The organism is Nonomuraea guangzhouensis (genome assembly GCF_019396345.1).
In the GTDB taxonomy this organism is placed as follows: domain Bacteria; phylum Actinomycetota; class Actinomycetes; order Streptosporangiales; family Streptosporangiaceae; genus Nonomuraea; species Nonomuraea guangzhouensis.
Genome location: NZ_JAHKRM010000003.1, coordinates 457,793 through 482,934, shown reverse-complemented (window position 1 = coordinate 482,934; position 25,142 = coordinate 457,793). Strand labels below are relative to the sequence as shown.

Annotated in this window: 23 protein-coding genes; 9 read left to right on the top strand and 14 right to left on the bottom strand. The window is 66.9% G+C overall.

Going from position 1 to position 25,142, the window contains the following annotated elements; translation table 11 throughout:
- Window positions 1–5 precede the first annotated feature (5 nt).
- The gene (locus tag KME78_RS07950; protein WP_219528116.1) at window positions 6–1,397 is read left to right on the top strand and encodes a WD40 repeat domain-containing protein; all 1,392 of its coding nucleotides are present in this window, start codon (window positions 6–8) and stop codon (window positions 1,395–1,397) included.
- On the opposite strand, the gene KME78_RS07945 is transcribed toward KME78_RS07950, so the two are convergent.
- The gene (locus KME78_RS07945; RefSeq protein ID WP_219528115.1) at window positions 1,381–2,619 is read right to left on the bottom strand and encodes a benzoate/H(+) symporter BenE family transporter; all 1,239 of its coding nucleotides are present in this window, start codon (window positions 2,617–2,619) and stop codon (window positions 1,381–1,383) included. The two genes, KME78_RS07950 and KME78_RS07945, sit on opposite strands and share 17 nt — an antisense overlap.
- 93 nt (window positions 2,620–2,712) lie before the next feature.
- Here KME78_RS07945 and KME78_RS07940 point away from each other — a divergent pair, with 93 nt between their 5' ends.
- Together KME78_RS07940 and KME78_RS07935 are read left to right on the top strand one after the other, a co-directional pair.
- Window positions 2,713–3,255 carry a helix-turn-helix domain-containing protein gene (locus KME78_RS07940; RefSeq protein WP_308126842.1) on the top strand — a complete coding sequence of 181 codons (543 nt, stop codon included), beginning with the start codon at window positions 2,713–2,715 and terminating at the stop codon, window positions 3,253–3,255.
- 148 nt (window positions 3,256–3,403) lie between these two features.
- Window positions 3,404–4,051, top strand: coding sequence for a neutral zinc metallopeptidase (locus KME78_RS07935; protein ID WP_219528113.1), 648 nt, complete (start codon window positions 3,404–3,406; stop codon window positions 4,049–4,051).
- Here the strand turns inward: KME78_RS07935 and KME78_RS07930 are convergent.
- The 3 genes from KME78_RS07930 to KME78_RS07920 form a co-directional block, all read right to left on the bottom strand.
- A complete protein-coding gene (locus KME78_RS07930) occupies window positions 4,048–6,702 on the bottom strand; it encodes a M48 family metalloprotease (RefSeq protein ID WP_219528112.1) in 2,655 nt (884 codons plus the stop codon). The genes KME78_RS07935 and KME78_RS07930 overlap by 4 nt on opposite strands.
- Window positions 6,699–7,175: a hypothetical protein gene (locus KME78_RS07925; protein WP_219528111.1), complete on the bottom strand. Its 477-nt coding sequence runs from the start codon at window positions 7,173–7,175 to the stop codon at window positions 6,699–6,701. The genes KME78_RS07930 and KME78_RS07925 overlap by 4 nt, the downstream gene beginning before the upstream one ends.
- A 181-nt stretch (window positions 7,176–7,356) precedes the next feature.
- A complete protein-coding gene (locus tag KME78_RS07920; RefSeq protein ID WP_219528110.1) occupies window positions 7,357–8,034 on the bottom strand; it encodes a hypothetical protein in 678 nt (225 codons plus the stop codon).
- Between the two features lie 212 nt (window positions 8,035–8,246).
- Between KME78_RS07920 and KME78_RS07915 the strand changes: the two genes are divergently transcribed.
- Together KME78_RS07915 and prfH are read left to right on the top strand one after the other, a co-directional pair.
- Window positions 8,247–9,383, top strand: a complete 1,137-nt coding sequence (locus KME78_RS07915) for an RNA ligase RtcB family protein (protein ID WP_246650608.1) — start codon at window positions 8,247–8,249, stop codon at window positions 9,381–9,383.
- Window positions 9,380–9,988: a peptide chain release factor H gene (gene prfH / locus KME78_RS07910; protein WP_219528108.1), complete on the top strand. Its 609-nt coding sequence runs from the start codon at window positions 9,380–9,382 to the stop codon at window positions 9,986–9,988. Before KME78_RS07915 ends, prfH begins: the two co-directional genes overlap by 4 nt.
- Window positions 9,989–10,030: 42 nt before the next feature.
- On the opposite strand, the gene KME78_RS07905 is transcribed toward prfH, so the two are convergent.
- The 4 genes from KME78_RS07905 to KME78_RS07890 form a co-directional block, all read right to left on the bottom strand.
- Complete coding sequence (locus KME78_RS07905) at window positions 10,031–10,168, bottom strand: hypothetical protein (protein ID WP_219528107.1); 138 nt, start codon at window positions 10,166–10,168, stop codon at window positions 10,031–10,033.
- The gene (locus KME78_RS07900) at window positions 10,159–11,160 is read right to left on the bottom strand and encodes a magnesium and cobalt transport protein CorA (protein WP_246650607.1); all 1,002 of its coding nucleotides are present in this window, start codon (window positions 11,158–11,160) and stop codon (window positions 10,159–10,161) included. The genes KME78_RS07905 and KME78_RS07900 overlap by 10 nt, the downstream gene beginning before the upstream one ends.
- A 281-nt stretch (window positions 11,161–11,441) precedes the next feature.
- Complete coding sequence (locus KME78_RS07895) at window positions 11,442–12,074, bottom strand: DsbA family oxidoreductase (RefSeq protein WP_219528105.1); 633 nt, start codon at window positions 12,072–12,074, stop codon at window positions 11,442–11,444.
- Complete coding sequence (locus KME78_RS07890) at window positions 12,071–12,673, bottom strand: NADPH-dependent FMN reductase (RefSeq protein WP_219528104.1); 603 nt, start codon at window positions 12,671–12,673, stop codon at window positions 12,071–12,073. Before KME78_RS07890 ends, KME78_RS07895 begins: the two co-directional genes overlap by 4 nt.
- 117 nt (window positions 12,674–12,790) lie before the next feature.
- On the opposite strand from KME78_RS07890, the gene KME78_RS07885 reads away from it, so the two are divergent.
- Window positions 12,791–13,612 carry a helix-turn-helix transcriptional regulator gene (locus tag KME78_RS07885; RefSeq protein WP_219528103.1) on the top strand — a complete coding sequence of 274 codons (822 nt, stop codon included), beginning with the start codon at window positions 12,791–12,793 and terminating at the stop codon, window positions 13,610–13,612.
- A 58-nt stretch (window positions 13,613–13,670) separates the two neighbouring features.
- Window positions 13,671–14,900, top strand: a complete 1,230-nt coding sequence (locus KME78_RS07880; RefSeq protein WP_219528102.1) for an MFS transporter — start codon at window positions 13,671–13,673, stop codon at window positions 14,898–14,900.
- A 2-nt stretch (window positions 14,901–14,902) separates the two neighbouring features.
- Here KME78_RS07880 and KME78_RS07875 read toward each other — a convergent pair whose 3' ends face one another.
- The 5 genes from KME78_RS07875 to KME78_RS07855 all read right to left on the bottom strand — a co-directional run bounded on the left by KME78_RS07875 (window position 14,903) and on the right by KME78_RS07855 (window position 18,715).
- Window positions 14,903–15,559 carry a hypothetical protein gene (locus tag KME78_RS07875; protein WP_219528101.1) on the bottom strand — a complete coding sequence of 219 codons (657 nt, stop codon included), beginning with the start codon at window positions 15,557–15,559 and terminating at the stop codon, window positions 14,903–14,905.
- 111 nt (window positions 15,560–15,670) lie between these two features.
- Complete coding sequence (locus KME78_RS07870; protein ID WP_219528100.1) at window positions 15,671–17,095, bottom strand: beta-propeller fold lactonase family protein; 1,425 nt, start codon at window positions 17,093–17,095, stop codon at window positions 15,671–15,673.
- A gap of 121 nt (window positions 17,096–17,216) precedes the next feature.
- On the bottom strand, window positions 17,217–17,366 hold the full coding sequence (locus KME78_RS07865; protein WP_219528099.1) for a hypothetical protein: 150 nt from the start codon (window positions 17,364–17,366) through the stop codon (window positions 17,217–17,219).
- Window positions 17,367–17,753: 387 nt separating this feature from the next.
- The gene (locus tag KME78_RS07860) at window positions 17,754–18,344 is read right to left on the bottom strand and encodes an AraC-like ligand-binding domain-containing protein (RefSeq protein WP_219528098.1); all 591 of its coding nucleotides are present in this window, start codon (window positions 18,342–18,344) and stop codon (window positions 17,754–17,756) included.
- Between the two features lie 182 nt (window positions 18,345–18,526).
- Entirely contained in the window at window positions 18,527–18,715 is a 189-nt protein-coding gene (locus tag KME78_RS07855) for a hypothetical protein (protein ID WP_219528097.1), read from the bottom strand.
- Between the two features lie 236 nt (window positions 18,716–18,951).
- Between KME78_RS07855 and KME78_RS07850 the strand changes: the two genes are divergently transcribed.
- Complete coding sequence (locus KME78_RS07850) at window positions 18,952–23,436, top strand: hypothetical protein (RefSeq protein ID WP_219528096.1); 4,485 nt, start codon at window positions 18,952–18,954, stop codon at window positions 23,434–23,436.
- Window positions 23,437–23,444: 8 nt separating this feature from the next.
- On the opposite strand, the gene KME78_RS65985 is transcribed toward KME78_RS07850, so the two are convergent.
- A complete protein-coding gene (locus KME78_RS65985; protein ID WP_281428633.1) occupies window positions 23,445–23,576 on the bottom strand; it encodes a hypothetical protein in 132 nt (43 codons plus the stop codon).
- Window positions 23,577–23,806: 230 nt separating this feature from the next.
- Between KME78_RS65985 and KME78_RS07845 the strand changes: the two genes are divergently transcribed.
- On the top strand, window positions 23,807–25,099 hold the full coding sequence (locus KME78_RS07845; protein WP_219528185.1) for a helix-turn-helix domain-containing protein: 1,293 nt from the start codon (window positions 23,807–23,809) through the stop codon (window positions 25,097–25,099).
- The last annotated feature ends 43 nt before the right edge of the window (window positions 25,100–25,142 follow it).

Below are 25,142 nucleotides of genomic sequence, written 5' to 3'. Positions count from 1 at the left end.
TCCACGTGCTGAAGCTCCTGTTATCCGCTCCAAAGCGAAGTGGAGCACTCCTCTTAGTTCTGGTTCTGATCGCCGTCGCAGTGTTCGCATTCATCGAGCGCCAACGGGCGGTCGAGGCCAGTCGAATTGCAGCGGCACGCAGCCTTGCGCTGCATGGTGCCAACCTGCGGACTCTCGATTGGAGTATGGCTCTGACGCTGGGCGCCGCCGCCGTAAAGATCCATGCGGATGATGAGACGAGAACCGCCTTCATCGATACGATGATCGCGAAAGGCGGAATCACCGTTGCGTCCGGGAACGCTATCAGTGCCGTGGCGTTGAGCGGTGACGGAAAGACAGCCCTGGTCAGCACGTTTGGCGGCGAGGTGGAGCTGTGGAGCCTGGCAGGCCGGATATTTGAATCCGGAATCGTGGAGTTGAGCACCCTCAAAGGGATCGGTGGTGACGTAAGGGCGCTGGCCATGACACCGGATGGCAACACCGCTGTGACCGGCAATGGCGCCTCGGGTGATGGCCGGACGATCGTTTGGGACCTCATCGACAAGGACCATCCGCGGAAAACTGCAGAATGGACCGAATCGGCAGACTTCCTTACGTCTGAGGTCCAGCGTGTGGCGCTGACTCCCGATGGCAAGCTGGCGGTGGTCGCGCGTGAAGGCGGAACCATCAGCGTCTGGGACCTCACCAAGAAGAAACATCCCGTCAGGCTGTCCACCTTGAAGATCCAGCTAGGCGATGACGGCGAGGACTCAGTGGTATCCGGACTTGCGGTGAGCGCGAACGGGTCAACCCTGATCGTGGCCGCCAAGGCCATCGCGGTGGTTTGGGATCTGACTGACAAAGCTCATCCGGTTCAACAAGGAACCCTTCGCGGTACGGGTTCTGACGTGCGGGGTGTGGCACTCAGCGCTGACGGGCGCACGGCGGTGACCGGTGGTCTGACCGGTTCCGACGGGTTGGGCGCGGTGAACGTGTGGGATCTGACCAATCGATCCAGTCCCCTGCGCCTCGCCGCTCTACCCGGACTTATGAGCGAGGCGTACAACGTGGCTTTGACCCCGGATGGACGAAGGGCACTAGCTGGGGGGTTCGGCGGGAAGACGATTCTGTGGAATCTGGATGACCGTAGCCATCCATTCGAGCTGGCCACCCTCAAAGGACCAACCCGCATGGTGGAATTCGTGGCTTTGAATGCTGATGGAACCAGGTTGATCAGCAGCACTCCAACCACCCTCTACTCCTGGAACATCCCCGAAATCGGCAAGGATCCTCTGCGTGAGGCGTGCGCTCAGAGCCTCATCGGGGAGGTCGACAAACAATCATGGGAGCGCACCAGCGACGGGGAGCCGTGGCCCGACTACCTGGACGATCATCCCGAGTTCAACCCCTGCGAGTAGCCCCAGCCACCCGGCCCTCGGTACGTTCCGACCCGGCTTCCGCGATGGATGGCGATTGCCGTTCCAACGGTGGGCGCCTGTGTAGTAGGAGTGCGGTCAGGCTGCCCGCGACCAGCCCCCAGAACGCCGCACCGATGCTCAGAATCGTCATCCCCGACGCCGTCACCACGAAAGTCACCACCGCGGCCTCCCGGCCCTCCGGCTCGGTCACCGCGGCGGCCAGCGACGAGCCGAGCGCCGACAGCAACGCGAGGCCGGCCACCGCCGTGACCAGCACGGGTGGGGACAGCAGCACCAGAGCCATGGCCAGGCCGGCGCCGAGGCCGAGCGTCAGCTGCCCGGCGCCGAGGGCCACCGTCGCGATCCATCGGCGGGCGGGGTCAGGGTGGGTGTCCGGGCCGGCGGTCAGCGCTGCGGTGATCGCGGCCAGGTTGATGGCGTGACCGCCGAACGGCGCCGCCGCCGCGCTCGCCAGGCCGGTTGCGACGAGGACCGGGCGCAGGGGCGGTGTGTACCCGTATGTCGCCATGACCGCCATGCCGGGGACGTTCTGCGCGGCCATAGTGACGAGAAACAGCGGGATGGCGATGCTCACCACTACGGACGGGTTCAGCGTCGGGGTGGTCAGCTCGACCGCGGGCCACAGCGCCGCGCCGGACAGGCCGTTGCCAGGTCCGTGCACCGCGATGGCGATGATCGCCACGACGAGCGCGCCCGGAACGGCCCACTGCCGTACGTACCGCTGCAACACCGCCCAGGTCAGGACGACGGGCACGGCCAACAGCGGAACGTCGACGACGGCGCGGACCGGTGCGGTGCACAGGCTGAGGATGACGCCCGCCAGCATGGCACCGGCGATCGGACGCGGGATGGCGGCGATCGCCCGGGCCGGCCAGGGCGACAGGCCGGCGAGGACGATGAGCCCGGCGCAGACAATGAACGCGCCGACCGCGGCCGGGAAGCCGCCGGGCACGGGACCGGTCGCCACCAGCAGCGCCGCGCCGGGGGTTGACCAGGCGATGCTGATCGGCATGCGGTACCGCAGCCCGAGGAAGACCGCCACCGCTCCGATGGCGCAGCAGAGGGCGAGCAGCCCGGACGCGGCCTGCCCCGGCGTCGCCCCGACGGCACGCAGCCCCGCGAGCACGACGGTGAACGAACTGGCGTAGCCGACCACCGCGCTGACCAGCCCCGCCATGACTGCCTGTATCCGCACGTCCATCCCTTAGACTCGTAATTGTTCCGTTTACGGAACGAACCATAGTCACGTGGCCACAGCGGGACAAGCCCGGCGGTGGAATGCAAGGATTGCCGGGTGGACGGCCGTGACGCGGATATCGGGAGCCGGCTGCGGCGATTGCGGGAGGCCCGTGGCATCTCCCTGTCGGCGCTGGCCCGCAACGCCGGCATCGGCAAGGCCACCCTGTCCGGCCTGGAACTGGGCACCCGCAACCCGACGCTGGAGACGCTGTACGCGGTGGCGGGGGCCTTGGGCGTACCGTTGACGGCCCTGGTTCTGGAGCCCGGCGCGCCGCCCGCAGAGGCCGTCCACGTGCCCGGCGCCGCCGTGACGGCCACGCTGCTGGAGGTGTTCGAGGAGCCGACCGCAACGTTCGAGTTGCTGCGCATGCGCGTCCGCCCTGGCATCGTGCAACACTCGCCACCCCACGCCCCCGGCGTGACCGAACACGTCACGGTCTACGCGGGCGTGCTGCGCGCCGGCCCAGCCGACGCCCCCCTGCTGGCTACGCCAGGCGAGCACATCTCCTGGCAGGCCGACGTCCCACACATCTACAGCACTGTCGGCCCAGACGAAGCACTGGCCACCCTGCTGATCCGCTCCCCCCGACAGGCCTGAGCCACCGGATCCACGCCGCATTTCCTTTGACGCCGGCCCGCCTGCGATGGCGACAGTGATATTCCGGTAGCGGTGACTATTCGCGGCGAATGCGCGCGTTTATCGTTCGGAGCCTGCCGGAAGCGAACAACCGACAAATGGGGGCTCCATGTCAGCGCGTTTACGACTGGCCGTGGTGACCATTCTCGCCCTCACCTGGGTGGGCGGAGGAGTGAGCGGAGCCGAGGCGGCGGTGAAAGCCGACAGCCTCCAGCAGGACATCCGGACGGCCGTCTACGCGGTCCATCGATTCTGGTCAGCTCACTGGTCGGATTACTTCCCTGGGGGATATTCGCCGCCCCGCGTCCTGGGTTCCTACGACGGGCGCGACCCGGCCCGGCCTGCGTGCTCGGGACACAAGATGCTGCCCTACAACGCCTCCTACTGCATGACCCAGCATTTCATCGCCTGGGACATCAACCTGATGAGGATGAGCTACACCTACGGCGACGGGCTGGTGTACCAGGTCATCTCGCATGAATGGAGCCACGCCGTACAGAATCGTATGCCGCCCAGATATCTGGTGCCGCAGGTCGAACTGCAGGCGGACTGCATGGGAGGGGCGGCACTCGCGGGGGCGTCGAGGGACGGCACGCTCACGTGGGAGCGGGGCGACAACCAAGAGATCGCGGCGACGCTGCGGGGGCTGTCGGGTGACACGCCGTGGACGAACCCGCGCGATCACGGCAGCGCCACCGAACGGATCAACGCGTTCAACACCGGCGTCCGGTACGGCGTCAGAGCGTGCCTGGCCTAGCTTGTCTGCGGAACGACGCTCGCCCGCAGATCGACCTGGTGTTCGCCCCCGACGAGTATGCAGTAGTGCAGCACTCTGCTGACCACTTTGGTGACCATGTCCGCGCGACCCCTGCTCAGCCAGACGTTTCCGGCCTGGGCCATCGCCCGCAGGGCGGGGTCGTCAGAGGAGGCGACATGGTTGATGAGCCCGGCCGCCAGCACGTAGTAGCGCTGGTCGGTGTTGAACGCGTCGCGCACTCCCGGGCTGGCGAACACGCCCAATGCGTGGTCGCAGGCATCGAGCTGCGGAATCGAGCCCGGCTTGATCGGCTGGTTGGCCGCCTCCATGACCGGCCGCTGCCAGGTCATGCGCGCTGCGGGGATGGCCCCGACGGCCAGGCGCCAGTTCAGCAGGGCGCCGTAGACGCCGGCCGCCAAGGCGAGCGTGATCACGATCGTCGCGCTCGCCACGACCGGGCGGTTGACGCTGGCGACGGGCGGTCGCCTACGGGACAACGGTCGCTTCCGGGTCCTGATGAGGCTGCCGCACCCGGCGAGCAGAAGACAGGGGTAGATCGCGTACGCGTACGTGAGCGTGGCGTAGTTGCCGATCGCCACCTGGAGCGGCGCGCCCTGCGCGAAGCAGGCGCCCGCCCGCTCCCACCCGCATTCGGCCACGGCGACATGGCCGAGGATCACCAGGGCCATCGGAACGGCCGCCGCCAGGAGCATGGCCCCCGCATGAGCCACGGCCCACGTTCCCGAGCCGCGGCCGCCGACCAGGATCCCGGCCGCCAGCGCGGCCAGCGCCAGCAGGCCCACGGCCACGCCCATGGTCACGTAGACGGCCTCGAGGAACTGCCCCGTACCGACCTGCCTGCTGCCCGCGGTGAGCATGGGTTGCAGCGCGAAACCGCCCACCGCCATGAGGCAGCAGGCCACGGCGAACGGCAGGGAGGCCCGGACAAGCTGGGTGGGCGGGCGCTGGAGCAGGACCGGCGCGGCGGCGTCGTCGTCCAGATGAAGCCGCAGGCCGCGCCGCGCTCGCGTACCGGCTACCACAAGGTAGGCGCAGGCCAGCGCGATGGTGAGCACCAGTGGGGTGTACTTGACCATCGTCACCAGTGTCACCACCAGCAGGTCCCACGTGACACCGGCCCGGACGACAGTGGCGATGCCATAGAACCAGAAACCCAGCCACGGGCCGATCACCACCGCCGACACCGCCACGGCCGCCAGGGTGATCGTCCGAGGGTGGGCGGAGACGGCCAGCCAGGCCGAGGAGCAGGCCTTGGCCCAGGAGAGGAATGCCCTGATGATCAGCAGAAGCACGAGACAGTAGGTGAGTCCGACCAGCGGGTTCACGAAGGCGAGGGTCCAGATCCACAACTCCGCGCGGATCATGGCCGCGAACTGGCCGGCGATGACGCCCACTGTGAAGCTGGCCGAGGCCCACCACAGACTCATCCGCGAACCATGTCCCGCGAGCCGCCCGATGCTCGCCCGCCAGACGGCCACGACAAGGACGCCTGAGATGAGCAGCCCGAACATGAGCCCGGGCGCGAAGTAGCGGGCCTCGATCACCCCCTCGGTGTCGAGCTGGGAATAGGAGTGATAGACGGGTGCGAAACCCAGGCCCGCCAGCGACCCCGCGCTGAACATCTCCCACTGGTCCAGGCGCAGGAGCCTGCCCGGCTCGTTCAGTACGGCGAGGCGATACCGCCGGGCGGGATGGCTGCTGAAGAAGCGCAGCGGCCCCGGGTAGCGCCGGTTCGACGAGGCGGTCTCGATCGCCTCGGCCATCGTCTCCTGCCGTTCGGCGGTGTCGCCCGCCTTGACGTCCGCGTGGTGCTCGCGGGCGCGCAGCACCGCGGTCCTGGCCAGCCACAGCACCAGGGTCATCACCACCACCCTGGCGCTCTGCACAAGCAGGCCGCTGGGAATCCAGATCGCCGTGGCGACCAGCGCGGGCACACAGGCCGTCAGCAGGAACGACCACCAGATCGCCACCGTGAAGTGCGCGATGCCGACGTCGCGGTTGCGGATGTGCGCCAGTTCGTGCCGCAGGACCGACTCGGTAATGGCGGGCGTCGTCGCGTGCGCGAGGACCAGTCCCATGCTCAGCACCACGATGTGGCGTCGTGGCAGGCCGAGCGCGCGTCCGGTGACTTCTCCCCTTCCCGGGTCCACCAGCAACCGGACGTTCTTGCCGGGAGCCTCCGCCTCGGCGATGGAGGTGAACCTGCGTACCAGGTCCGCGTGGGCTTCGCCGCCGCTCACCTCCGCGAGGGCCATGAGTCCGCGGCGGTACGCCCACAGCGGGTGCAACGCGTAGAGCAGCAGGGCGAACAGCGCGGGCACGACGAGCGACCCGATCGGCAGGAGTGCCTCGCCCGCAGTCACTCCCGCGGTGCACTCGCCATACCTGTCCACGAGCAGGGTCGGCTCGACCGAGCGCACGCCGGAACGCAGCGATGACAGGCACTCCGCGTGCCGTACGTGTTCGGGCATATAGGCGACGCGCAGCCGGAGCTCGAACAGGTACAGGGCAAGGTAGAGAGAGCAGGCGATCGTCGCGGTGATCAGGATGAGGAACCGGGACGTCGTCGACGACGGCAGCGTGAACGGGTTCGGTCTGCGGCCTGACACCATCTCGCCCGCCGCGGTCACCTCTCGCCCGACAAGTGGCCGAAGGTCGCCTGACGCAGGCGGAGGGCGGTGGCCTTGTCCACGCCCAGCGCGAGTGCGATCTCCTCGACCGCCTGCGCGGTCTCCTTCACCTGAGCGGGATCGAGAACGGGAACGACGGTCTCGGAGCCGGCAATGGGCGCCGGGCGCGAAGGGAAGAGCTTGTCCCACAAGCTCTTGGAGACCTGTTTCGAGGTACGTTCGACGGCCTGGGTGAGCGTGTTGGTCGCCGCGCCGGTCAGGACGGTCAGGACGATGGGCGTCAGGAGTGTCACCGCGTCCGCGAGCGAGAACCCGAGAAGGTCGTCACCACCGCCGCGGAAGGCTCGCCGAGGGTTTCTCCGGGTGGCCTGGGCGATCGCCGGAAAGTATTCCGCCTCTTTGGGGGCGACCTCGGCGACAATGGCGCGAGCCAGGTCGTCGATGCGCCTCTCGTTCTCCGATTCCAACGCCATACCAGTCCTTAACGAATGAATGGCCAGAGTTACCGCATGCTAACTTCCGTTCCGACAGGAACACCAGAAAGAAATGTTCCGGCCACCGTGATATGCGTTGCGCGTCAAGTCCAAAAGCAATTCCGATTCGAGCGGAAATGATATGATATGTCCGGCTTTCGTGCGGCGATGATGTTCCGCTTCATAGGCGATTGCCCGGCGACTGGGGCAGCCCTCCGACCCATCCCCAAAAATGCAGAATGATCCCCAGCATGACCGGCACCATCGTCGCGGCCCCGCTCCACTCCCCCGGCGACATCTGGAATCCGCCGAGCAATCCGCCGAAAACCGGAAGGCCGATGCAGAACCACGGAGGGAACGGGAAGCCATCGACCCGCTCCGGTGCGCCGTCTGTGACAGGCCAGCCGAGATAGGACCACCGACGCAGGCGTCCCGCGGGGATGATGCGCGTGCCTTCCGGAAATTCCACGATCGCGCGCCGCGCGAGACCCTCGCCGATCCGCACCCAGAGGATCTCGTCGTCGGGTATGTCGTCCAGCCACGGATGCCACATGACCCGCTGCCAATAACCTTTGCCGCCATCCAGCGGAGTAAGCCTGAGCATGGGGCACCGGACCAGCCCTTTTCGGGTCGCGACATGCGCACGCACCAGCCACTCGACAGGCTCGGCCGACGCGGCCTTCCTGTTGAGAATCCACCGTCCCACCCAGGCCAAGAGGCACCAGACAAGGACGACGCCGACGACGACCGGAAGTGCGACGTCCTCCTCGGCGATCTGAACCGCCGCACCGACTGGCAACCCCAAGCAGAGGGCGGTCAAACTGACTGCGGTGACGTGACGGCTTCCGTAGAGAGACACCTGTGCTCCATCTCCGTGGCCTTCCCGTGCAACGCTCCGGAACAGGCGAACGTCCCCACAGCGCAGGCAGGCAAGCCCGTACCGCCGAAAATCGCTTGCCGCGAACGGCGGGCTCAGAGAATGTGGCTTCTATGACGCTCTAACGGACAGCACCCCGCTACTCCGAGATCCACAGCGCCGTAATGCCACCCTATTTAGCGAAGAGAGCGTCTTTGTCGCCGTCCACCTCGGCCACCGTCACCGTGTTCGCCTCCCCCACAAGCTGGATCGAGTCCGATGCCGTCGCGCAATGCCACCAGGTGGCCGCCCTCGACGGCATGATGCACGTCGCCGCCATGCCGGACCTGCACCCCGGCAAGGGCGCCCCCATCGGCGCCGCCATGGCGTCCGCCGTCCTGTACCCGTTCCTGGTGGGCTCCGACATCGGATGCGGCATCGCCGTGTTCCCCGTCAAGCTCAAGCGCGCCGTGCCCGAGAAGCTCGCCGCCCGGTTCCCCGATCTCGATCGCGCGCTGGACCCTGAGCGGGATGCCGACGATCCCGCCTGGGCCGTGGTCAAGGGTGATATTCCCGCAGGTCACGTCGAGGGTCTCGGGACGGTCGGCCGGGGCAATCACTTCGTCGAGCTGGCGCGGATCGGGACCGTCTTCGAGCCGGAGCACGCGAGCCGTCTCGGACTCGCGGCCGGGGATCTGGTTCTCGTCGTCCACAGCGGTTCCCGTGGGCTGGGCGAGCGGATCCTGCGGGCGCACACCGAGGTCAACGGCGCGGGCCCCGCCCCTGATCCCGGCGCCTACCTGGCGATGCATGACGACGCCGTACGCTGGGGATCGCTCAACCGGCGGCTGCTGGCCGCCCGGGTCGCCCATGCCCTGGGCACCGAGCCCACCGAACCGATCGTCGACCAGTGCCACAACCTGGTCGAGATCCGCGACGGGAGCTACCTGCATCGCAAGGGAGCGGCGCCGGGTGACGGCCGCGACGTGCTCATCGCCGGTACGCGCGGCACCCCTTCCTACCTCGTGGCCGCCCACGCCGGACCGGACGCCAACCATTCCGTGGCGCACGGCGCGGGCCGCAAGATGTCGCGTGCCGACGCCCTGCGCCGGGGCCGGGCCAAGCACACGGTCGAGGAGCTGCGACGCACACCGGTGGGCTCGCTGGTGGTGTGCGGTGACCGCCAACTGCTCTTCGAGGAGGCACCCACGGCGTACAAGCGCATCGAGCAGGTGATCGCCGACCTCGTCGACCATGACCTGGCCACGCCCGTGGCGACCACGGTCCCTCTGGTCACCTACAAGACACCCGACCTCGGGTCCAGACCCCAAAGGAAGCGAGGCCGGTCGTGAGCGTTCACCTGCTCCTGTCGGCCGGCCGCGGCCCGCAGGAGTGCGCGTGGGCACTGGCCCAACTGCTGCACCGTCTGGAAACCGACGCCACCAGGCAGAATCTGGAGACCCATCGAGCCGAGACCGTTCCCGGCGACCGGCCCGGTACCTACCGATCGGTCCTCATCCAGATCGCAGGAGCCGGGGCCGAGGCATTCGCCGCCGCCTGGACCGGAACCCTGTGCTGGCAGGCCCCCAGCCCATACCGGGCCAACACCAGCCGAAAGAACTGGTACGTCATCGCCCAACCGTGCCAGGTCGACACCCCGCACACGACCTTCGCGGAAGCCGACGTCGACATCGTCGCCTGCCGCACCGGCGGTCCCGGCGGTCAACATCGGAACAAGGCCAGCACGGCCGTACGGGCGACCCACCGGCCCACGGGGATCGTCGTCGTGGTCGACACCGAGCGGCTGTTCAGCCTGAACCGCCGCATCGCCATGCGGCTGCTGCGGCAGCGCATCGAGCACGACGACGAGGCGGCAGGACGCGCCGTCACCACCGCCCGCTGGCGCATCCACGACGAGCTCGTACGCGGCAACCCCACCCGTATCGAACGTCCGTAACCGTCGCAGCAGGATTCCACCCCGGCCACCGCGGCCGGATCTTCATGGTCTGGGGCCGGAGCCGCTGGGATCGAGCAGGATGATGACGGTCAGCACCACGATCCAGGCCACGACCGCGGTCAGGATGAGCCTGTTCAGGGAGGGCCTGCGGCGGAAGAACTTCATGGTCTTCACAGCCATCCGCTCTTCCGCAACAGCCGGTGCACGATGATCACGGAGATGACCATGACGCTCAGGCTGAGGGGATAGCCGAGCAGCCAGTGCAGTTCGGGCATGAAGTCGAAGTTCATGCCATAGATCCCGGCGATCATGGTAGGGACGGCGATGAGGGCCGCCCACGAGGAGATCTTGCGCATGTCGGCGTTCTGTTGCATGGCCGCAGTGCTCTGCTCCCGGCTCACCAGGGCCAGGTGCGCGCTCAAGGCGCTGGTCAGCAGTTCGTTGTGCTCATCCACCTGGGCGTCCACTCGAAGCAGGTGGTCCAGCACGTCTCGAAATTGGTCGCGGGCCACGGTGCACAGCTCCACCCGGCCTTTGACGATCTCCTCCAGGACCGGCACCAGCGGGTCCTGGGCCGCGCGGAACTCCAGCACTTCCCGCTTGAGGGAGTAGATGTCCTCGGTGACATCGGCGTATTCCCCGCTGAACACCCGCCGCTCCAACGCGATGAGGTCATGCTCGACCTCATGGGAGACGCGGGAGTAGGTGTCGACGACCTGATCACAGATCGCGTACAGCACCCCAGCCGGCCCTGCCGCCAGCAGGTCGGGATCGGATTCGATGCGCCGCCGCACCCCCGCGAGCGGGTTGGCCTTGCCGTGGCGGACACTGATGACGAAGTCGCCGCTCAGGAACAGGTTGATCTCGCCGACCTCGATGTCGGAGGTCTCTTCCACGTACAGCAGCGGTTTGAGGACCACGAACAGGGTGTCGTCGTAGCGTTCGAGCTTGGGCCGCTGGTGGGCGTGAATGGCGTCCTCGACTGCCAGGGGGTGTAGCTTGACCTCGCTGGTGATCAGGTCGAACTCGTCCTGGGTGGGCTCGTGCAGGCCGATCCATAGGTAACAGTCGCCTCTGGCGCGTGCGGCGTTGAAAGCGTCGCTGATGTCGCCGGTGATGGTCTCACGCACGCCGTTGCAGTAGATCGCCTTGTCCACAATCACATCAGGCATTGTGGCGGATCCGGCAACTCTCCTCCATTTCCTCCCCTGTCAGGATGACGCGCAGGTCGGACCATTGCCGGCGCTACGTCCGCGACTACGAGCGCTTATCCGAGCCGCTGTTCGTGCTGCGGACCACACCTCTCACGAGGGGCTGGCCTTCCAGCTGGACAACCCAGATGACGATGGCATCGAGCACCCCGTGACCATCGAGGTCAGTGTCAACAATTGGGTGGGGCCAAACGTTGGATCACCATGGTGAATCGCCGTAACCCTCGTCTCGCCGGGGCGCATTACCGACCGCCGGCCTTCCGGAGCGCGTCGCCGAGCGCCTCCGTGCTGGTCACGCCCACGATCAGCGCGCCGTTCTCGAAGACGAATCTCGGTACGGTGGTGACGCCCTCCCGCCGCGCCGCGGCCACCTGCTCACGTACCTCGGCGACCCCCTCCCCGGAGGCGAGAAAGGTCCGCACCCGGTCGCCGGCCAAGCCGGCCCGCTCGGCCAACTGGGTGAGTCGCGGGTGGTCGGCGACGTTCACGCCGTCGCGGAAGTACGCGTCGTAAAGGGTGGTCGCCAGCGCGGCCTGCACCCCGGCACCGTACTCGTCCAGGGCGAGCCACAGCAGCCGGTGCGCGGTCAAGGTGTTGACCGCCATCGCACGGTCGAATCGGTACTCAATTCCCTCACCGGCACCGAGCCGGGTCATCTCCGCGAGCATCGCCGCAGCTTGTTCCGGACCGAACATCTCGGCCACCGTGTCCATCAGTGGCCGGGGCTCCTCGGGCGCGTCAGGGATCAGCTGGTACGGGCGATGGACGAGTTCGACGTCCGGTTCCGCACCGGTCGTGGCCACCGCGCGGTGGAACTGGTGCGTGCCGAGGCGGCACCACGGGCACGCGATATCGCCGTACACCTCTACCTTCATCCCGGGTCCTCTCTCATGAAGCGCAGCGCTCGGAGGGCACGGGACCACGCGAGGACTTCATCCAGCATGAGGGTCAGGGCGGCTTCCTGGCGTTCGCCGGGGGCGCACACGCCGGCCTTGGATTCGGCGAAGTCGAAGTCGTAGTACGGGTTGATCGCGACTTGGGCGTGTACGTCGGCGACTTTGATCTCGCCCATGGTCTGCCGTAGTTGTTCGGCGGCGCGGGTGCCGCCGTAGACCCCGTAGCTGACGATCCCGGCTGCCTTGTCGTTCCATTCGGCGTACAGGTAGTCGATGGCGTTTTTCAGCGCGGCGGGGATGGCGCTGTTGTACTCCGGCGTGACGAACACGAACCCGTCGAACCTGTCGATCGTGGCCGCCCACCGCTTGGTATGTGCGTTCTGGTAGTAACCGATGACCGCGGGCGCGGGCTCATCCAGCAACGGCAGCCCGTAGTCGGCTATGTCGACGAGTTCGAGGCCGGCCTGCCTGGCCTTGACGGCGGGATGTCGGCCGGCGGCCTCGGCGACCCACTGGGCCACGTCCTCCACGCGGCGCCCGGGGCGGGTGCTGCCCAAAATGATCGCGATCTGGATCATGGGCTTGCTCCTCACTTTTGGTGAATGTGCTCAGCGTCCCGGCGCTGGGCGGGTCGGGCCAGGTTGCGGTTTTCCTAGCCCTGGCAGGGCCAGGCTCGCCGCGTACAATCGCAGTCGATGAGGGAGACAGAGCTGGGCGCGTTTCTACGCGCGCACCGGGAGGCGGTCCCGCCGACCGCGGTCGGACTCCCCAACGGGGACCGGCGCCGCACACCTGGGCTGCGCCGGGCCGAGCTGGCCACGCTCGCCGGCGTCAGCGTGGATTACCTCACCCGGCTGGAGCAGGGGCGCGACCGCAGCCCGTCCGCCCAGGTGCTCGCCGCGCTCGCGGAGACGCTGGGTCTGTCCCGTGACGAGCGGATCCACCTGCACCGGCTGGCGAAGACCACCGGCGGCGGCACGTGCGACGGGGCCGCCGCGACGCGGGCCCTGACGGTGCGCCCGACCGTACAGGCGCTGCTGGACCAGCTCGAGCCCGCGCCGGCGCTGGTCGCCAACCGGCCCGGTGACCTGCTCGCGTGGACGGCCGGGTTCGCGCGGCTCGCCAGCCCGACCGGGCTGCTGGAGGCCGAGCCACCGAACCTGGTCCGGTACGCGTTCACCGACCCGCGGGCGCACGATGCCCACCCGGACTGGGACACGGTCGCCGGCGAGCGGGCCGCCGCGCTGCGGGCCGCGGCCGCGCTCGGCGACCCGCACGCGGCACTGCTCGCCGAGGAGCTGACGATCACCGCCGACGCCCGCTTCCGCGACCGGTTCGAGGGCTCGGCCGCACTGCCCGCGCGCACCGGGGTCGAGCGATGGGCGCACCCGCAGGTGGGAGAGCTGCGACTGGCGTACGAGAGCCTGGAACTTCCCGACCCCGACGAGCTGCGGCTGGTCGTCTACCTCGCCTCCGACGAGGCCACTGCCGCCGCCCTCGACCGCCTCATCACATAGCGCGTCGACGCGAAAACGCGTTGCCGGAGATGCCGGCAAAACGTATGGTTTTGCGCTCGTGACTACAGTGGTGGAGCGAGTCCTGCCTGCTCGGCTGGGGACAGGATTTCGGTGGTTGCTGGCCTCGAGCTGGCTGACAAATCTCGGTGACGGGGTCGCGGCCGCGGCGGGTCCACTGCTGATCTCGACGTTGACTCGCGACCCGCTGCTGATTTCGCTGTCGGCTCTGGTGGGCTGGGCGCCGCCGCTGCTGTTCGGCCTGTACGCGGGCGTGCTGTCGGATCGGCACGACCGGCGCCGGATCGTGCTCGTCGCGAACGCGGTGCGGGCCGTGGTGCTGGCGGCGCTCGTCGCGCTCATGGTGAGCGGCACCGTGACCGTGGCGACGGCACTGGCGGCGCTCACGCTGCGGTCCATCGCCGAGGTGTTCGCCGACAACGCGACGGCCACGCTGACGCCCATGATGGTCGGCAAGGACGATCTCGTCATCGCCAACGCCCGCTTGGGCACGGGGTTCATCACGCTCAATCAGCTCGCCGGGCCGCCGGTCGGCGCGGCGCTGTTCGGCCTGGGCTTGATCTGGCCGTTCGCGGGCCAGCTGCTGCTGGTGGTGGCGGGGATCGTCCTGGTCTCCCGGATCACGTTGCCGCCGCACGGGCGGCAGGCCGACGACCCCGTGATGCCCGACACCGTACGAGAGCTGATCGCCGGGTTCAGCTGGACCATCCAGCACGCGGCGGTCCGCACGCTGGCGCTCACCATCCTGATCTTCAACTTCACGTTCGGCGCGGCCTGGTCGGTGCTCGTCCTCTACACCCAGGAGCAGCTCGGCCTCGGCGCCCTGGGCTTCGGTCTGATGACCACCATCGGCGCGATCGGCGGCTTGATCGGCACCAGCCTGTACGGGGCCATCACCCGCAGGGTGAGCCTCGGCGCTCTGATGCGGATCGGACTCATCATCGAGACGTTCACTCACCTGGGCTTGGCCCTGACGCATTCGCCGTGGGTCGCCGGGGGCATCTTCCTGGCCTTCGGCGCGCACGCCTTCATCTGGGGCACGACCTCGGTCACCGTCCGCCAGCGCGCGGTCCCGCACGAACTGCAGGGCCGAGTGGGCAGCGTCAACACCGTCTGTGTGTACGCCGGTCTGGTGGTCGGCTCGTTGATCGGCGGTGTCCTGGCCACCCGCTTCGGTGTCGCGGCGCCCTTCTGGTTTGCCTTCGCGGGTTCCGCGGTGTTCGTGGTGTTGCTGTGGCGGCAGCTCATGCTGATCGCCCACGACGATTGAGATCAGCCGCCGAGTGAGCCGAAGAGTAACCCGGCGGCGATCCCGGTGAAGAAGAGGGCGAACAGGATCTGTACCACGAGATCGGTCCCGGTCGTCCAGCCGTAGGCCAGGGCGTCCGTCGTGATGTCCACTGGCATGAAGCTCATGAACATCCAGGCGAAGGTGCGGAAGGCGAGCATGAAGAGCCCGTCCCACCAGCCGAACAACAGTCCCCACAGCAGGACCCCGAGGCCGAAGAAGGCCAGGTACAGCCAGCGGCTGAGCGTTGTGCCGGACTCCGGCAGGAACCACTGCTCGCCGCCCATCACCTCCACCCCGACGACTTCGCCGTGCCAGAGCCGCAGTGTGGCCGGTTGTCCCTGTTTGGCCTTGACGTAGAAGCCGGAGGACACGTCGCGGGCCTGCCGTGATCCGTTGGCCCGCTGCCAGGTGATTTCGTAGTGGGTGGTCGTGCTCGTGTGCGTTTGGCCGTTGGCGTCGGTGGTCGTCGAGGTCGTGGTGTAGGTGCGCCGGCCGACAATGGATCCTGCCTCGTTGCCGAAGCAGTCGCCGACGCCCCGATCGCACGCCACGACCTCGCGGAACTCCCTGGTCTGCTGGTACGGGCCGGCGGCGCCGACGAGCGCCGCCACGAGCATCCCCAGCCCGAGCGCGACCACGATCCATCGCCTTAAAGAACGTTTGGGCCAAGATACGCGGCGCGGCAGCAGACGGAACCGGGGAAGCCTCATGCCCCATCTTTACAACGATCACTACCCGTGGAGGGTCGTTCAGCCCGACGTGACGGTGACCGCTTGCTGGGCGCGTGCCAGGGCGGAGCCGTTGCACTGGGTCGAGGTTCCGGTGAAGATCAGGTCGGTCGAGCAGCCCTCGTTGTCGGTGACGACCACGGTGACCTGGTACGTGCCGGGCGCGGGGAAGCGGTGCGTGGGCCGCGGCCCTCCGTCCTTGAGCACGGTCCCGTCGCCGAAGGTCCAGTCATAGCGGACGACGCGGCCGTCCGGATCCGGTGAGGTCGAGGCGTCGAAGCCGGCCTCGAGTCCGGTCGGCTCACTGACGGACAGCACCGCCTGAGGGCCTTGGTTCGGTTGCACGGCGAGCGACTGGAACGCGGGCCGCTTGCCTCCGGTGGGGACCGGGGGGCCGGGCTGTATCAGTTCGCCGCCCGGTTTGATGCGGAATGCCGAGACGTCGCTGGAGTTGAGGTTCGACACGTACAGCCACCGGCCATCCGGCGAGGGCCCCAGCGCCACCGGGCTGTCGCCCGCATTGAAGTCCGCGATGTGGTCAAGGGAGCCGTTGTCGCGGATGGTGTATGCCGACACCAGCTTGGTCTCGCTTTCTATCAGCCCCCCGTCCGTCACATACAGGTTGCGACCGTCGGGGGTCACGGCGGCCGCGATCGGGACGTCGGGCGCGGGGAACGGCGAGCCGGGCACCGGCTTCAGGGCGCCCTCCGAGCCGACGCTGAAGGCGAACACGTCGTGCGACTCCTCGCCTTCATGCCTCGCCGCGCACGGCACGAAGAGGAACTTGCCGTCGGGCGTGAGGGCCATCGCGCCGCCCGCCGCGCCGATCGGCGTCGTGTCGGGCTGCCGCTTGAGCTTGCCATTGTCCTCGACCCTGAATCTGACCAGCACATCCGGTTCGATGTCCGCCACCGGGTCGCCGGTGGTCACGTACAGGTTGCGACCGTCGGGGGTCATGGCTATCCCCCGGGGATTTTCTCCCAGAACCGGGAAGGATGTTCCGGACGTCGTGAGCGTGCCGTCGCTCGCGATGGGGAACATCGTCACCGTCGCGGCTCTGCGGCTGATGACGTACAGCCGCTGCCCGTTGGGGGACACGAGGGCGTCGTCCGGGTCCTCTGGGGTGGGGGTGGGCGACCCCAGGGGGACGAGGCGACCGTCAAAGCCGACCCGGTATGTCGTGATCGTGTTGTCATCGCCGTTGGCGACATAGACCGTGCGCGCGTCGGGTGAGATCTCGATTCCGCGGGGAGCCTTGCCGGTCTCCGTCAGCTTGGCGTCCGCCTTCAGGCTGCCGTCCTGCTGGATCGCGAACCTTGTGATGTTTTTCTCCAGGATGCTCGTGACGTACACGGAGCGCGGGGTCGGCTCCACGGGCGAGACGGTGGGTGTCATGGCCAGTGGCAGCCCGATCAGGGCCGACAGCAGGCCTAACTTGGTGAGCACAGCAAGATTTCCTCTCATTATGGGGAAGGTCAATCATCCGGGCCGCTTCCATTAAGGCTGCCCGCCCTGGTATCCGCTCGGGTCGAGCAGGCTGGGGACGCATACGATCGCCGCGCCGGATTCATTCACGGCCGGCTATTTCCACCCGTCCCCGTCGTACAGGCGCGGTTCTTGTGGTGGCGCCGGTGTTGTTGTTGACCGGCTCGTGCCAGATGGACTCGCCCCCGTAGCAGTCCGGCTTGTTGATGGCCTGGATGCCCGTCCAGCTCACTCAGCGTACGCGACGCACGGCCAGAAATGGTTTCTTCACCATCGGGCGCACGACTGACTCCTCCTTTCTCAGCTCAGTCCATTTGTCCGATATCACACTTTCACAAGGAAAGTGAGATCAGAAGGGCAGCAACCGGACAGTAACCGGGCATTTGTCGGCAAGGTGTTTGTGTTTCACGGGGGGAGAGCATTCGGAACGCGTTTAACGCTGCGCCATAGGCGCGTCCCGAGCGGCTGGAAGCAGCCGCCAGGGAGGAGCCGAACAAGCATTGTCCCGGCTGCTGCGGCGAGTTTCATTGCGCTCCTTGCGTGGATTTCCCCGTTGGCTTACTCACGCAAGAATGCAGGCTGTAGCCGGGCCTGTCGTTACGGGCGGGCGCACAGTACTTCAGTCTGCGTGCACTGTCGTGCTCGCTGTCGTGCTCTGGCGGCGGAGCTGGCGCGGAGAGAGGCCGTAGGCGCTGCGGTGTGGCACCGCGCTCTCAGCGCCGAGCGCGTGGGCCAGTACCAGGGTCAGCACGTCGAGCGTGAGGGTGGACAGCTGGGAGGTCTCCGACGGACTGAGCTCGGGCATGTGCCGAGCGAGCTGTCGCAGGAACTGTGAAGACAGTGCACCAATGGTCTGAGTGCCCGACTCGCGCGGGGCACCCAGGCGCCGCAGGTCCCGGGAAGGCAACGGCAGCAGCGAGCGCGGGAAGCGCAGGATCATCACCCGGCTCATCGGAATATGCGGCGCAATATCGACCTGGAAGGGACGCGAGGTATCGATCAGGACCAGATCTCCAGAGCCCGGATTCTTGTGTCGCCCGTTCTGTGTCACTGTGACGCCACCGAACACCGTACAGGCCAGCTCGAACAGTTCAGGGTCGGCCTGCCGGATGAGCTTGAGGGTGCGGTGGGCGGAGTGCGGCGCTGTCAGTGCCGCCTGCACGGGTCCGAACGTGTTGAAAGCGACGTGCGCCCAGAATTTGCGCTCCATCTGCGGGGTCGCAGAGTAAGTCATAGGGCATGGAGAGCCTGGAGTTCACCTCCGCTAGTAGGCGAACCGCTCTTCCGCTGGGATCTTGTCGGTGCTGACAACCTTCATGGCTCCAGTCTGGTCGCGACGAGGGCCGAATGAGCATCGACCGGAAAAGCTGAACGCGACCCGTCGCCGCGAGCTCATTCCGGGCGAATCGCCGCAACGACCGCCCGTTTCGGGCCGACCATCGGGTACGGCACCACCGACGTGTCACAGCCGTGGCGGCGCGAGGCCCCATCTTCGGTGACCCTCGTCTGGTCCCACAGCGTCTTGGCCAGCGTGACTTCGAAGCTGTGGCCCTCAACGCCTATGGGGCGCTGCGCCATCACCGGTCCAACGATCCGTCCAGTACCGGAGCAGGGAGCTGGCTGTCCTTCAACGTGTCGTCCCCGATGCCGACACGCAGGTTCGGCTGGCCTGGCACCAATCCGACAAGATCCAGGCTGCGGCTCAAGGATGTCTTCCCCAAGCGAGTGGCTTCTTCTGCCAGATAGCACCGCGCGATTCTCCATCCTGGTGATGAGCATTCGTTAGCCGCAGGACGACCGACGTAAGGGAGATCTTGATGGAGAGCGACGCCGGTGGGCCCATCGTCGTATTGACCGCCCTGGACAGTGACCACGCGATGCTGCGTTCGCGCATGATCGGGGCGCGCACGGAGGTCCACGGCGGGATCCAGTTCGACATGGGCCGTCTGGGTCTCAGCATCGTGGCGCTTGCCCTGCTGGAGCTGGAGGAGTTCCCGACAGTAGCGATCACTGAGCGGGCAAGGCTCGTGCTAAATCCTCGGATGGTGCTGTTCCTCGGCTCGGGCCGCGCTCTGTCCTCGGACGTTGCGCCAGGTGATGTCGTTGTGGCCGATGAGATCCGCAGGGCGGAAGGTGAGGAGGCCGCCTCACCCGAGCTGCTTCGGACAGTGACCCAGTCGCTGGCCGGCATCCGCATCCCGGGGAAGATCCATATTGGCCCTGTCCTCATCAGCGACAACGCATGCTACGTAGACAATCCGGCCGGTGTTCTGGCTGCAGGTAAGGCTGCCAGGATCAGTGCCTGCCTGACGATCTGGACGGTCGGTGAAGAAGCCGGGAGTGCAGCGGTGCCCATCGTCATGGCGCTGACGGGCGCTTTGCCCTCGCAGGCAGTCGCCCCTTCACCGGGAGTTGCCTGGCAGTTCAACCACGCCGAGCAGGACGGTGTCATCAATGTCGTAAACGGGCCCATGGAGATGACGCACTTCGGCGATCAGGGAGCCGCGATGTACGCGGTGGCGAACGGCTGGATGGTGGTGAACCATACCGTGCAACCCGATCTGCGAACCCTGTTCCAGGAGTGGGAACGGAGCCTTCGCCGGACGACCGTCCAGGAACTGTCCACACGACCTTCCCTCCACCTCGAACGAACTCTGCTCCTGAGCGAGCTGATGAGGGCGTTCGGCAACACCGGCCCCGGCCGGATCCTGTTGATCAGGGGAGAACCGGGTTCCGGTAAGTCTGTGGCCGCGTTGAAGGCCGCGGAGGAATTCCGTCGTCGAGAGGGAGGTCTGCTCGTCGCGAGGATGCGCGACGTCGCCGCACACGCGGAACTCCTTTCAGGCGCGCAGGGGGAACTGCTGGTACTGGACGGAGCCGAGGCGATTCAGACCGGCCTGGATCCCGATGCGGTCCACACCGCGTTGGAAGCAGGTGCCAGAGTGGTCCTGATCAGCCGTGACGATGCCGCGCAGAACATCCGCGAAATGTTCTCGTGCACGGTCGAGGACTTCGTCGTCCCTCCGTTGGATGACAAGGAGATCGAAACAATCTTGGCGTCCGCCCCTGAGCTGGCGGTGATGGCCGAGGACATGCGCTCCCGCTGGCTGCTGCGCCGTCTCGGTCTGGTCAATCTGCTCCTACGCGCTGCCCGGCGCGGAGCCGTGCTACCCGACGCCCTGGCCTGTGAGTCTGACGTGTACAAGGTCTACCACTCTGCGGTCGTGCTCAACCTGGGCATGGCGGTGAATGGGGTGCCGCCCGACGACCGCGCGGCCGCCCTGGGGACGATCGCGGAGCGAATGCTGGGGAAGCCGTGGACACCCACCTTGTCCGGAGCCGCGCTCGCCTCTCTCCGCTCCGACGGAATCCTCACCTCGATCGGCGACGGCTCCGCTATCGGTGAGGAGACGTTCGCTCATGACATCCTGCGTGATTTCGCAACGGCATGGCGCCTCTTCCAAGAGGGCGGAACAGACCTGTTGGAGATCAAAGGGCCGCGTTGGGCCATTAGGGCCGCTCGGATCCTCTGCCAGGAAAGAATCCGGCCCGGAACCGGGCTCCGCCCGCGTTGGGCGCAGATGTACGACGACTTCCGCCGGCTGGCGTCAGTCCACGGTTCGCGGTGGGAGGAGATCCCTTGGGAGGCGGTGCTGTCAACCGGATGGTCCGCCGAAGTGCTCGACGCCCTGAGCGAGCGGCTGCTCAGCGAGCCTTCCCTGCTTGAGCAGTTGCTGCGTTGCACAATGTTGCGGTTCGGGGAGGATGCCGCCTGTGATCCGGTTACGGGTGGACCGGTCGTCGCCTGGCTGGCCAGGCACGGCGACGTCCTGACCAGGCGCCACGACGATCTACGGGACGATGTCGTCCTCGCCTGGCTGCGGGGCGTCTCCCGGCTGGAGACCCGCGGGGACAATGTCGATCACCACCGGCCGACGCGGGTGCTCCTACGAGACAGCCTCGTCGCCTCGCCTCCGCAGTACGACAAGGCGCTCTTCTTGGAGGCCCTCGCGCTCCTCGGAGGAGATCAGGATGAGCGCTCCGAGACACTGCTGCGTGCCCAAACGTCCGGACGCGCGTACGAACTCATCCGAGCCGTCGATCGTTTCGACCCTGCTTCCTCGCTGGCCGTCGCCAATCCGGCGCTCCTTGTCGAACTGGCCTTGGCCTACTACCGGCCGGGACGCGGGCGGAGTAGGCACGAGTTCGGCCTCGCCAGCAGGGCCGCCTGGCACCGCGGACCGTTCATCCATCTGCTCCTGCGCTCGCCCAAGCTCGGCTTCACACTGATCCGGGGACTGCTCGAGTCATTCGCTGAAGGGCCGGCGCTGGCCGGTGACTTCATGAGCTTGGGAGAGCGCGAGTATCCAGGTCCAGCAGCGTCCTGGTCTTGGTACCAGGGCGCGCTCAACGGACCCCAGCCGTGCATGAGCGGGCTCATGGCGGTTGAACGGGTCCTCCTCGATGAGTTCGCTCTGCCCCCGAAGGATGCCGCGGTGATCACCCTTCGGGAGATCGGCACAGTAGCCGGAGCAGGACTCGCTTACAGCATGCTGCTCCGTCAGCTTGACGAGATCACCAACGAACTCGACAGCTTCCTCGCCTTGCCCGAAGTGTGGGAGCTCGAGTTCGCCCGGTTCGCAGCCAGGCGGCTCCACAAGTTGGAGGAACCCCAGAGCCTGGAGCTCGCTCCCACTGAGGTTGCCATGCGACTCGTCGTCCAAGCCATGTCTCAAGGCGACGAAGCGGCTCTGGAGCGTCTACGACAGGTGGGCCGCCAGTTGCTCGCAGCGGGGGATGGCGACGACCTTGCTGTGCACAACTGGGCCGACCACTTCGATGCGAAGCGCTATGTACTCGCTCGGAGCGAACAGGGCTGGATCGCCGAGGTCAAATCCTCCGCGGAAGCGGATCTCGCCAGAGCCCGCGCCGGCACAGCCCTCAACAGCCGGCTCTATCGCATGTTGAACAACTACCGGCCCCTCGCGGACCTGCCGTATCGAATCGACCCACCCGCCAAGGTCGATCCCCGTCAGCTCACCGAGGATCTGGAAACCGTCCGAAGTCTGGACCTCTCGGTCAGCCCCTTAGGGGCACGTTGTTCGGTCGCTGCGGCGACCATTCACGCGGTCGCTGCAGGCGCGCTTCTGGATGCGGACGATCTCGGATGGTCCATCGATCTTCTGCTGACGGCCATCCACCCCAGCACCGACGTTTACCCCGATGCCATTTCGGCGTGGGGCGACGATATTCAGGCCGCTTTCGCTCTGCCGCGGACGCTGCTTCCTGCCTTCGCGGAGTCACGACAGGCCGATCCTGAAGCGATCATCGCCTGTGCCGCGCACCCCGTCCACCAGGTCCGCACCTATTTCGCGGAAGGTCTTCGCCCGCTCTGGTCCGAACCCTGCGCAATGCCCTGTCACCACCTCTTGGCCTGGCGCGCCGTCGAGACGGGAATCCGGCATGCCTTGGACGGTTTCGACAGTACGCGCCACCGAACGGTGATCGAGCGGCTTGACCGGCTCCATGGCGCGGAGCAGATCCTGCGTGAACTGGAAACCTCGGTGACACCCGTCCTTGACGCGGCGAGCGCCCGGCACTGCGTCACCGAGACCGCACGGCGGCATCGAACCGCGCTTCTGGCGGCCTACGCACGCTCGGCCGAGAGCGACCGCGAGGAGGACAAGGGCCCCATGGCTGCGGCACTCCTCCGCACGGCTCGGAACGAGCCCGAGGTCGTCCTGGAGTTCGTCGAACACCTCGCGAGCCGGCCAAACGTGCTCGACGACCTCCTGTGGGGATTCAAGACGGTGGCGACCTACGAGACTGGGCTGACCGACGCTTTCGCATCGTTGTGGCCCACCATCATGGAGATCATCCTGACAAGGCCCGGTGAGGACGCCCCCGCGTCGGCCAGCCTCCTGCCCAATCCTCAGCCCTGGGCGATGGACGCGGACATCGACGGCACCATACGTGAGACGGGTCAGCGATGGCTGCGGCTGGCCCCGGTGGAACACCTCATCGATGCCTGGACGCTCACCGCACCGACGGCTGGGCTCGACGAACTCCTGGGGTTCCTCCGTGTCCAGCCGATCTACCAGCAAGTAGAGATCGGTCTTCCCTGGGTAGCCCGGTTGGTACGCCAGAACATCAAGCTGCCCGGTTATCTCCTGCTGGATTGGCTGCGGGATATCCATCCGGAATTGACGGCCGTAGCACATCCGCACTTCCAGACCATCGTCGACGCCCTTGCCGAAGCGGGCCACACCGCCGCCATCGCGCTGCAGCAGCTCGAAGAGTAACGTCCCCTTCATTTGAAGAGGAAACGGGAAACCCTGCGGGAGCCCTTCCCTTTCACGGCGGGCGTGGCAAAATTCAACTGGTTACGAGCCCTTCCGCCCATCAGCAGGAGGGCGGCCAGAAGGCCGATCACCTGCTGCATGGACCCTAGGTCGCAGGTAGTCAGGAGAGCGTCGAGTGACACTTGGTACAGAAGCACATCCAGTGCCGGAGAATGTGTCTCCTGACAACATTGCCGCTGCCTTCCTGAACACATGGATTAATCCACTCCCTTGGTCGTGGCGGATTTTCTTACCGCCTTTCGACCATCATGTTCGCCCGTAGAGCTAAATCCAGAAGTCGCCGGTCGTCCAGTTGAGAGGAGACGGGGAAATGGGGCGAAATGAGTGGGTGCATCGGAACTTCGGTGCCGAGCTCAGAAGGCGGCGGTCCGCCGCGGGAATGACGCTTTCGCAGCTCGCGAAGGCGGCGAACTATAGCAAAGGCCATCTCAGCAAGGTCGAACGAGGCGACAAGCCGCCGTCACGCGACCTCGCCCGACACTGCGATGTGGTCCTCGGGGCGGAAGGTGAACTCGCAGCGCTCGTTCCCGTCGTCGCCAAGAACACCGAGCCGATCGACGACATAACCGATGACGAAGGATGGATGATGTATCTGGCCAATGACGGGCATAGCTGGTTCGGCCCGGTCGGCCGACGTCAGGCGATCGCCTTGGGTGCCATCTCGCTCGCCGGGATGCACGTGGGCGCCCCAGGGACATCGGCAGACCTTGAGGAGACCGCGGCGCTGGGCGGATTCCGTACGCTCTTCCCTCAACTCCGCCAGCTCGGGCAGGCCGTCTCCCCCAGCGAGATGCTGCCCATACTGATCACGCAGGTCCACACCCTGCGCAAAATGGCGCAACGGTCAGCCGACCGCCGTCGGCCCGAGGTCCTTGCGCTCGGCTCCCGCTATGCCGAGTACACCGGCTGGATGGCTCAGGAAGCGGGTGACACCCGTGCGGCCCTGTGGTGGACCAACATGGCCGTCGAGATGGCGCAAGCAGCCGATGACACCGATCTCAGTACCTACTCGCTGGTCAGACGAGCCCTGATCACGCTGTATGCGGACGACGCCGAACAGACCATCGCTCTCGCAGCTGAGGCGGCTCGCGCTGACAGCCCGCCCAGGATCAAAGGCCTGGCGGCGCAGCGCGAGGCACAGGGCCATGCCCTGGCGGGGGACTACCGGGCTTGCATGAACGCCCTCGACACCGCCCGTCACCTCATGGCCCGTGACGACTCCAGCGATGCTCCGGTCCTCGGCTCCAGCCACGTCGCGGACCAGGTGGCGATGTCCACCGGCTGGTGCCTTCATGACCTGGGGCGCTCACAGGAAGCGGCGGATCTCCTCGACGCCGAGATCCGCCGACTGCCCGCAACCGCCCTGCGGAGCCGCACCCGATACGGCGTCCGGCAGGCCCTCGCCCACGCCGCCGCAGGCGACGTCGACCAGGCGTGTCATGTCGTGGACTCGCTGCTCGACGGCGTGCGTTCAGTCCGTTCGGCCACTGTGACGGTCGATCTGCGCCGTCTCGCCCACGTTCTGGCCAGGCACCGCACGAACCGCGCGGTCTGCGACCTCTACCCGAGGCTCGTCGCCTCGATCTCCGTATTCGGCATCTAATCCCATCCCCTGAACTGCGGTGGAAGCCGCGAGAGGAGTTCAC

Bases quoted from the DNA above. Each gene is read 5' to 3' on its own strand.
- KME78_RS07860 (WP_219528098.1), bottom strand. From the start codon at position 18,344: ATGGAGCGCAAATTCTGGGCGCACGTCGCTTTCAACACGTTCGGACCC.
- KME78_RS07925 (WP_219528111.1), bottom strand. From the start codon at position 7,175: ATGGCGTTGGAATCGGAGAACGAGAGGCGCATCGACGACCTGGCTCGC.
- KME78_RS07900 (WP_246650607.1), bottom strand. From the start codon at position 11,160: ATGCCTGATGTGATTGTGGACAAGGCGATCTACTGCAACGGCGTGCGT.
- KME78_RS07895 (WP_219528105.1), bottom strand. From the start codon at position 12,074: ATGAAGGTAGAGGTGTACGGCGATATCGCGTGCCCGTGGTGCCGCCTC.
- KME78_RS07905 (WP_219528107.1), bottom strand. From the start codon at position 10,168: ATGGCTGTGAAGACCATGAAGTTCTTCCGCCGCAGGCCCTCCCTGAAC.
- KME78_RS07850 (WP_219528096.1), top strand. From the start codon at position 18,952: ATGGAGAGCGACGCCGGTGGGCCCATCGTCGTATTGACCGCCCTGGAC.
- KME78_RS07890 (WP_219528104.1), bottom strand. From the start codon at position 12,673: ATGATCCAGATCGCGATCATTTTGGGCAGCACCCGCCCCGGGCGCCGC.
- KME78_RS07845 (WP_219528185.1), top strand. From the start codon at position 23,807: ATGGGGCGAAATGAGTGGGTGCATCGGAACTTCGGTGCCGAGCTCAGA.
- KME78_RS65985 (WP_281428633.1), bottom strand. From the start codon at position 23,576: ATGCAGCAGGTGATCGGCCTTCTGGCCGCCCTCCTGCTGATGGGCGGA.
- KME78_RS07885 (WP_219528103.1), top strand. From the start codon at position 12,791: ATGAGGGAGACAGAGCTGGGCGCGTTTCTACGCGCGCACCGGGAGGCG.
- KME78_RS07935 (WP_219528113.1), top strand. From the start codon at position 3,404: ATGTCAGCGCGTTTACGACTGGCCGTGGTGACCATTCTCGCCCTCACC.
- KME78_RS07945 (WP_219528115.1), bottom strand. From the start codon at position 2,619: ATGGACGTGCGGATACAGGCAGTCATGGCGGGGCTGGTCAGCGCGGTG.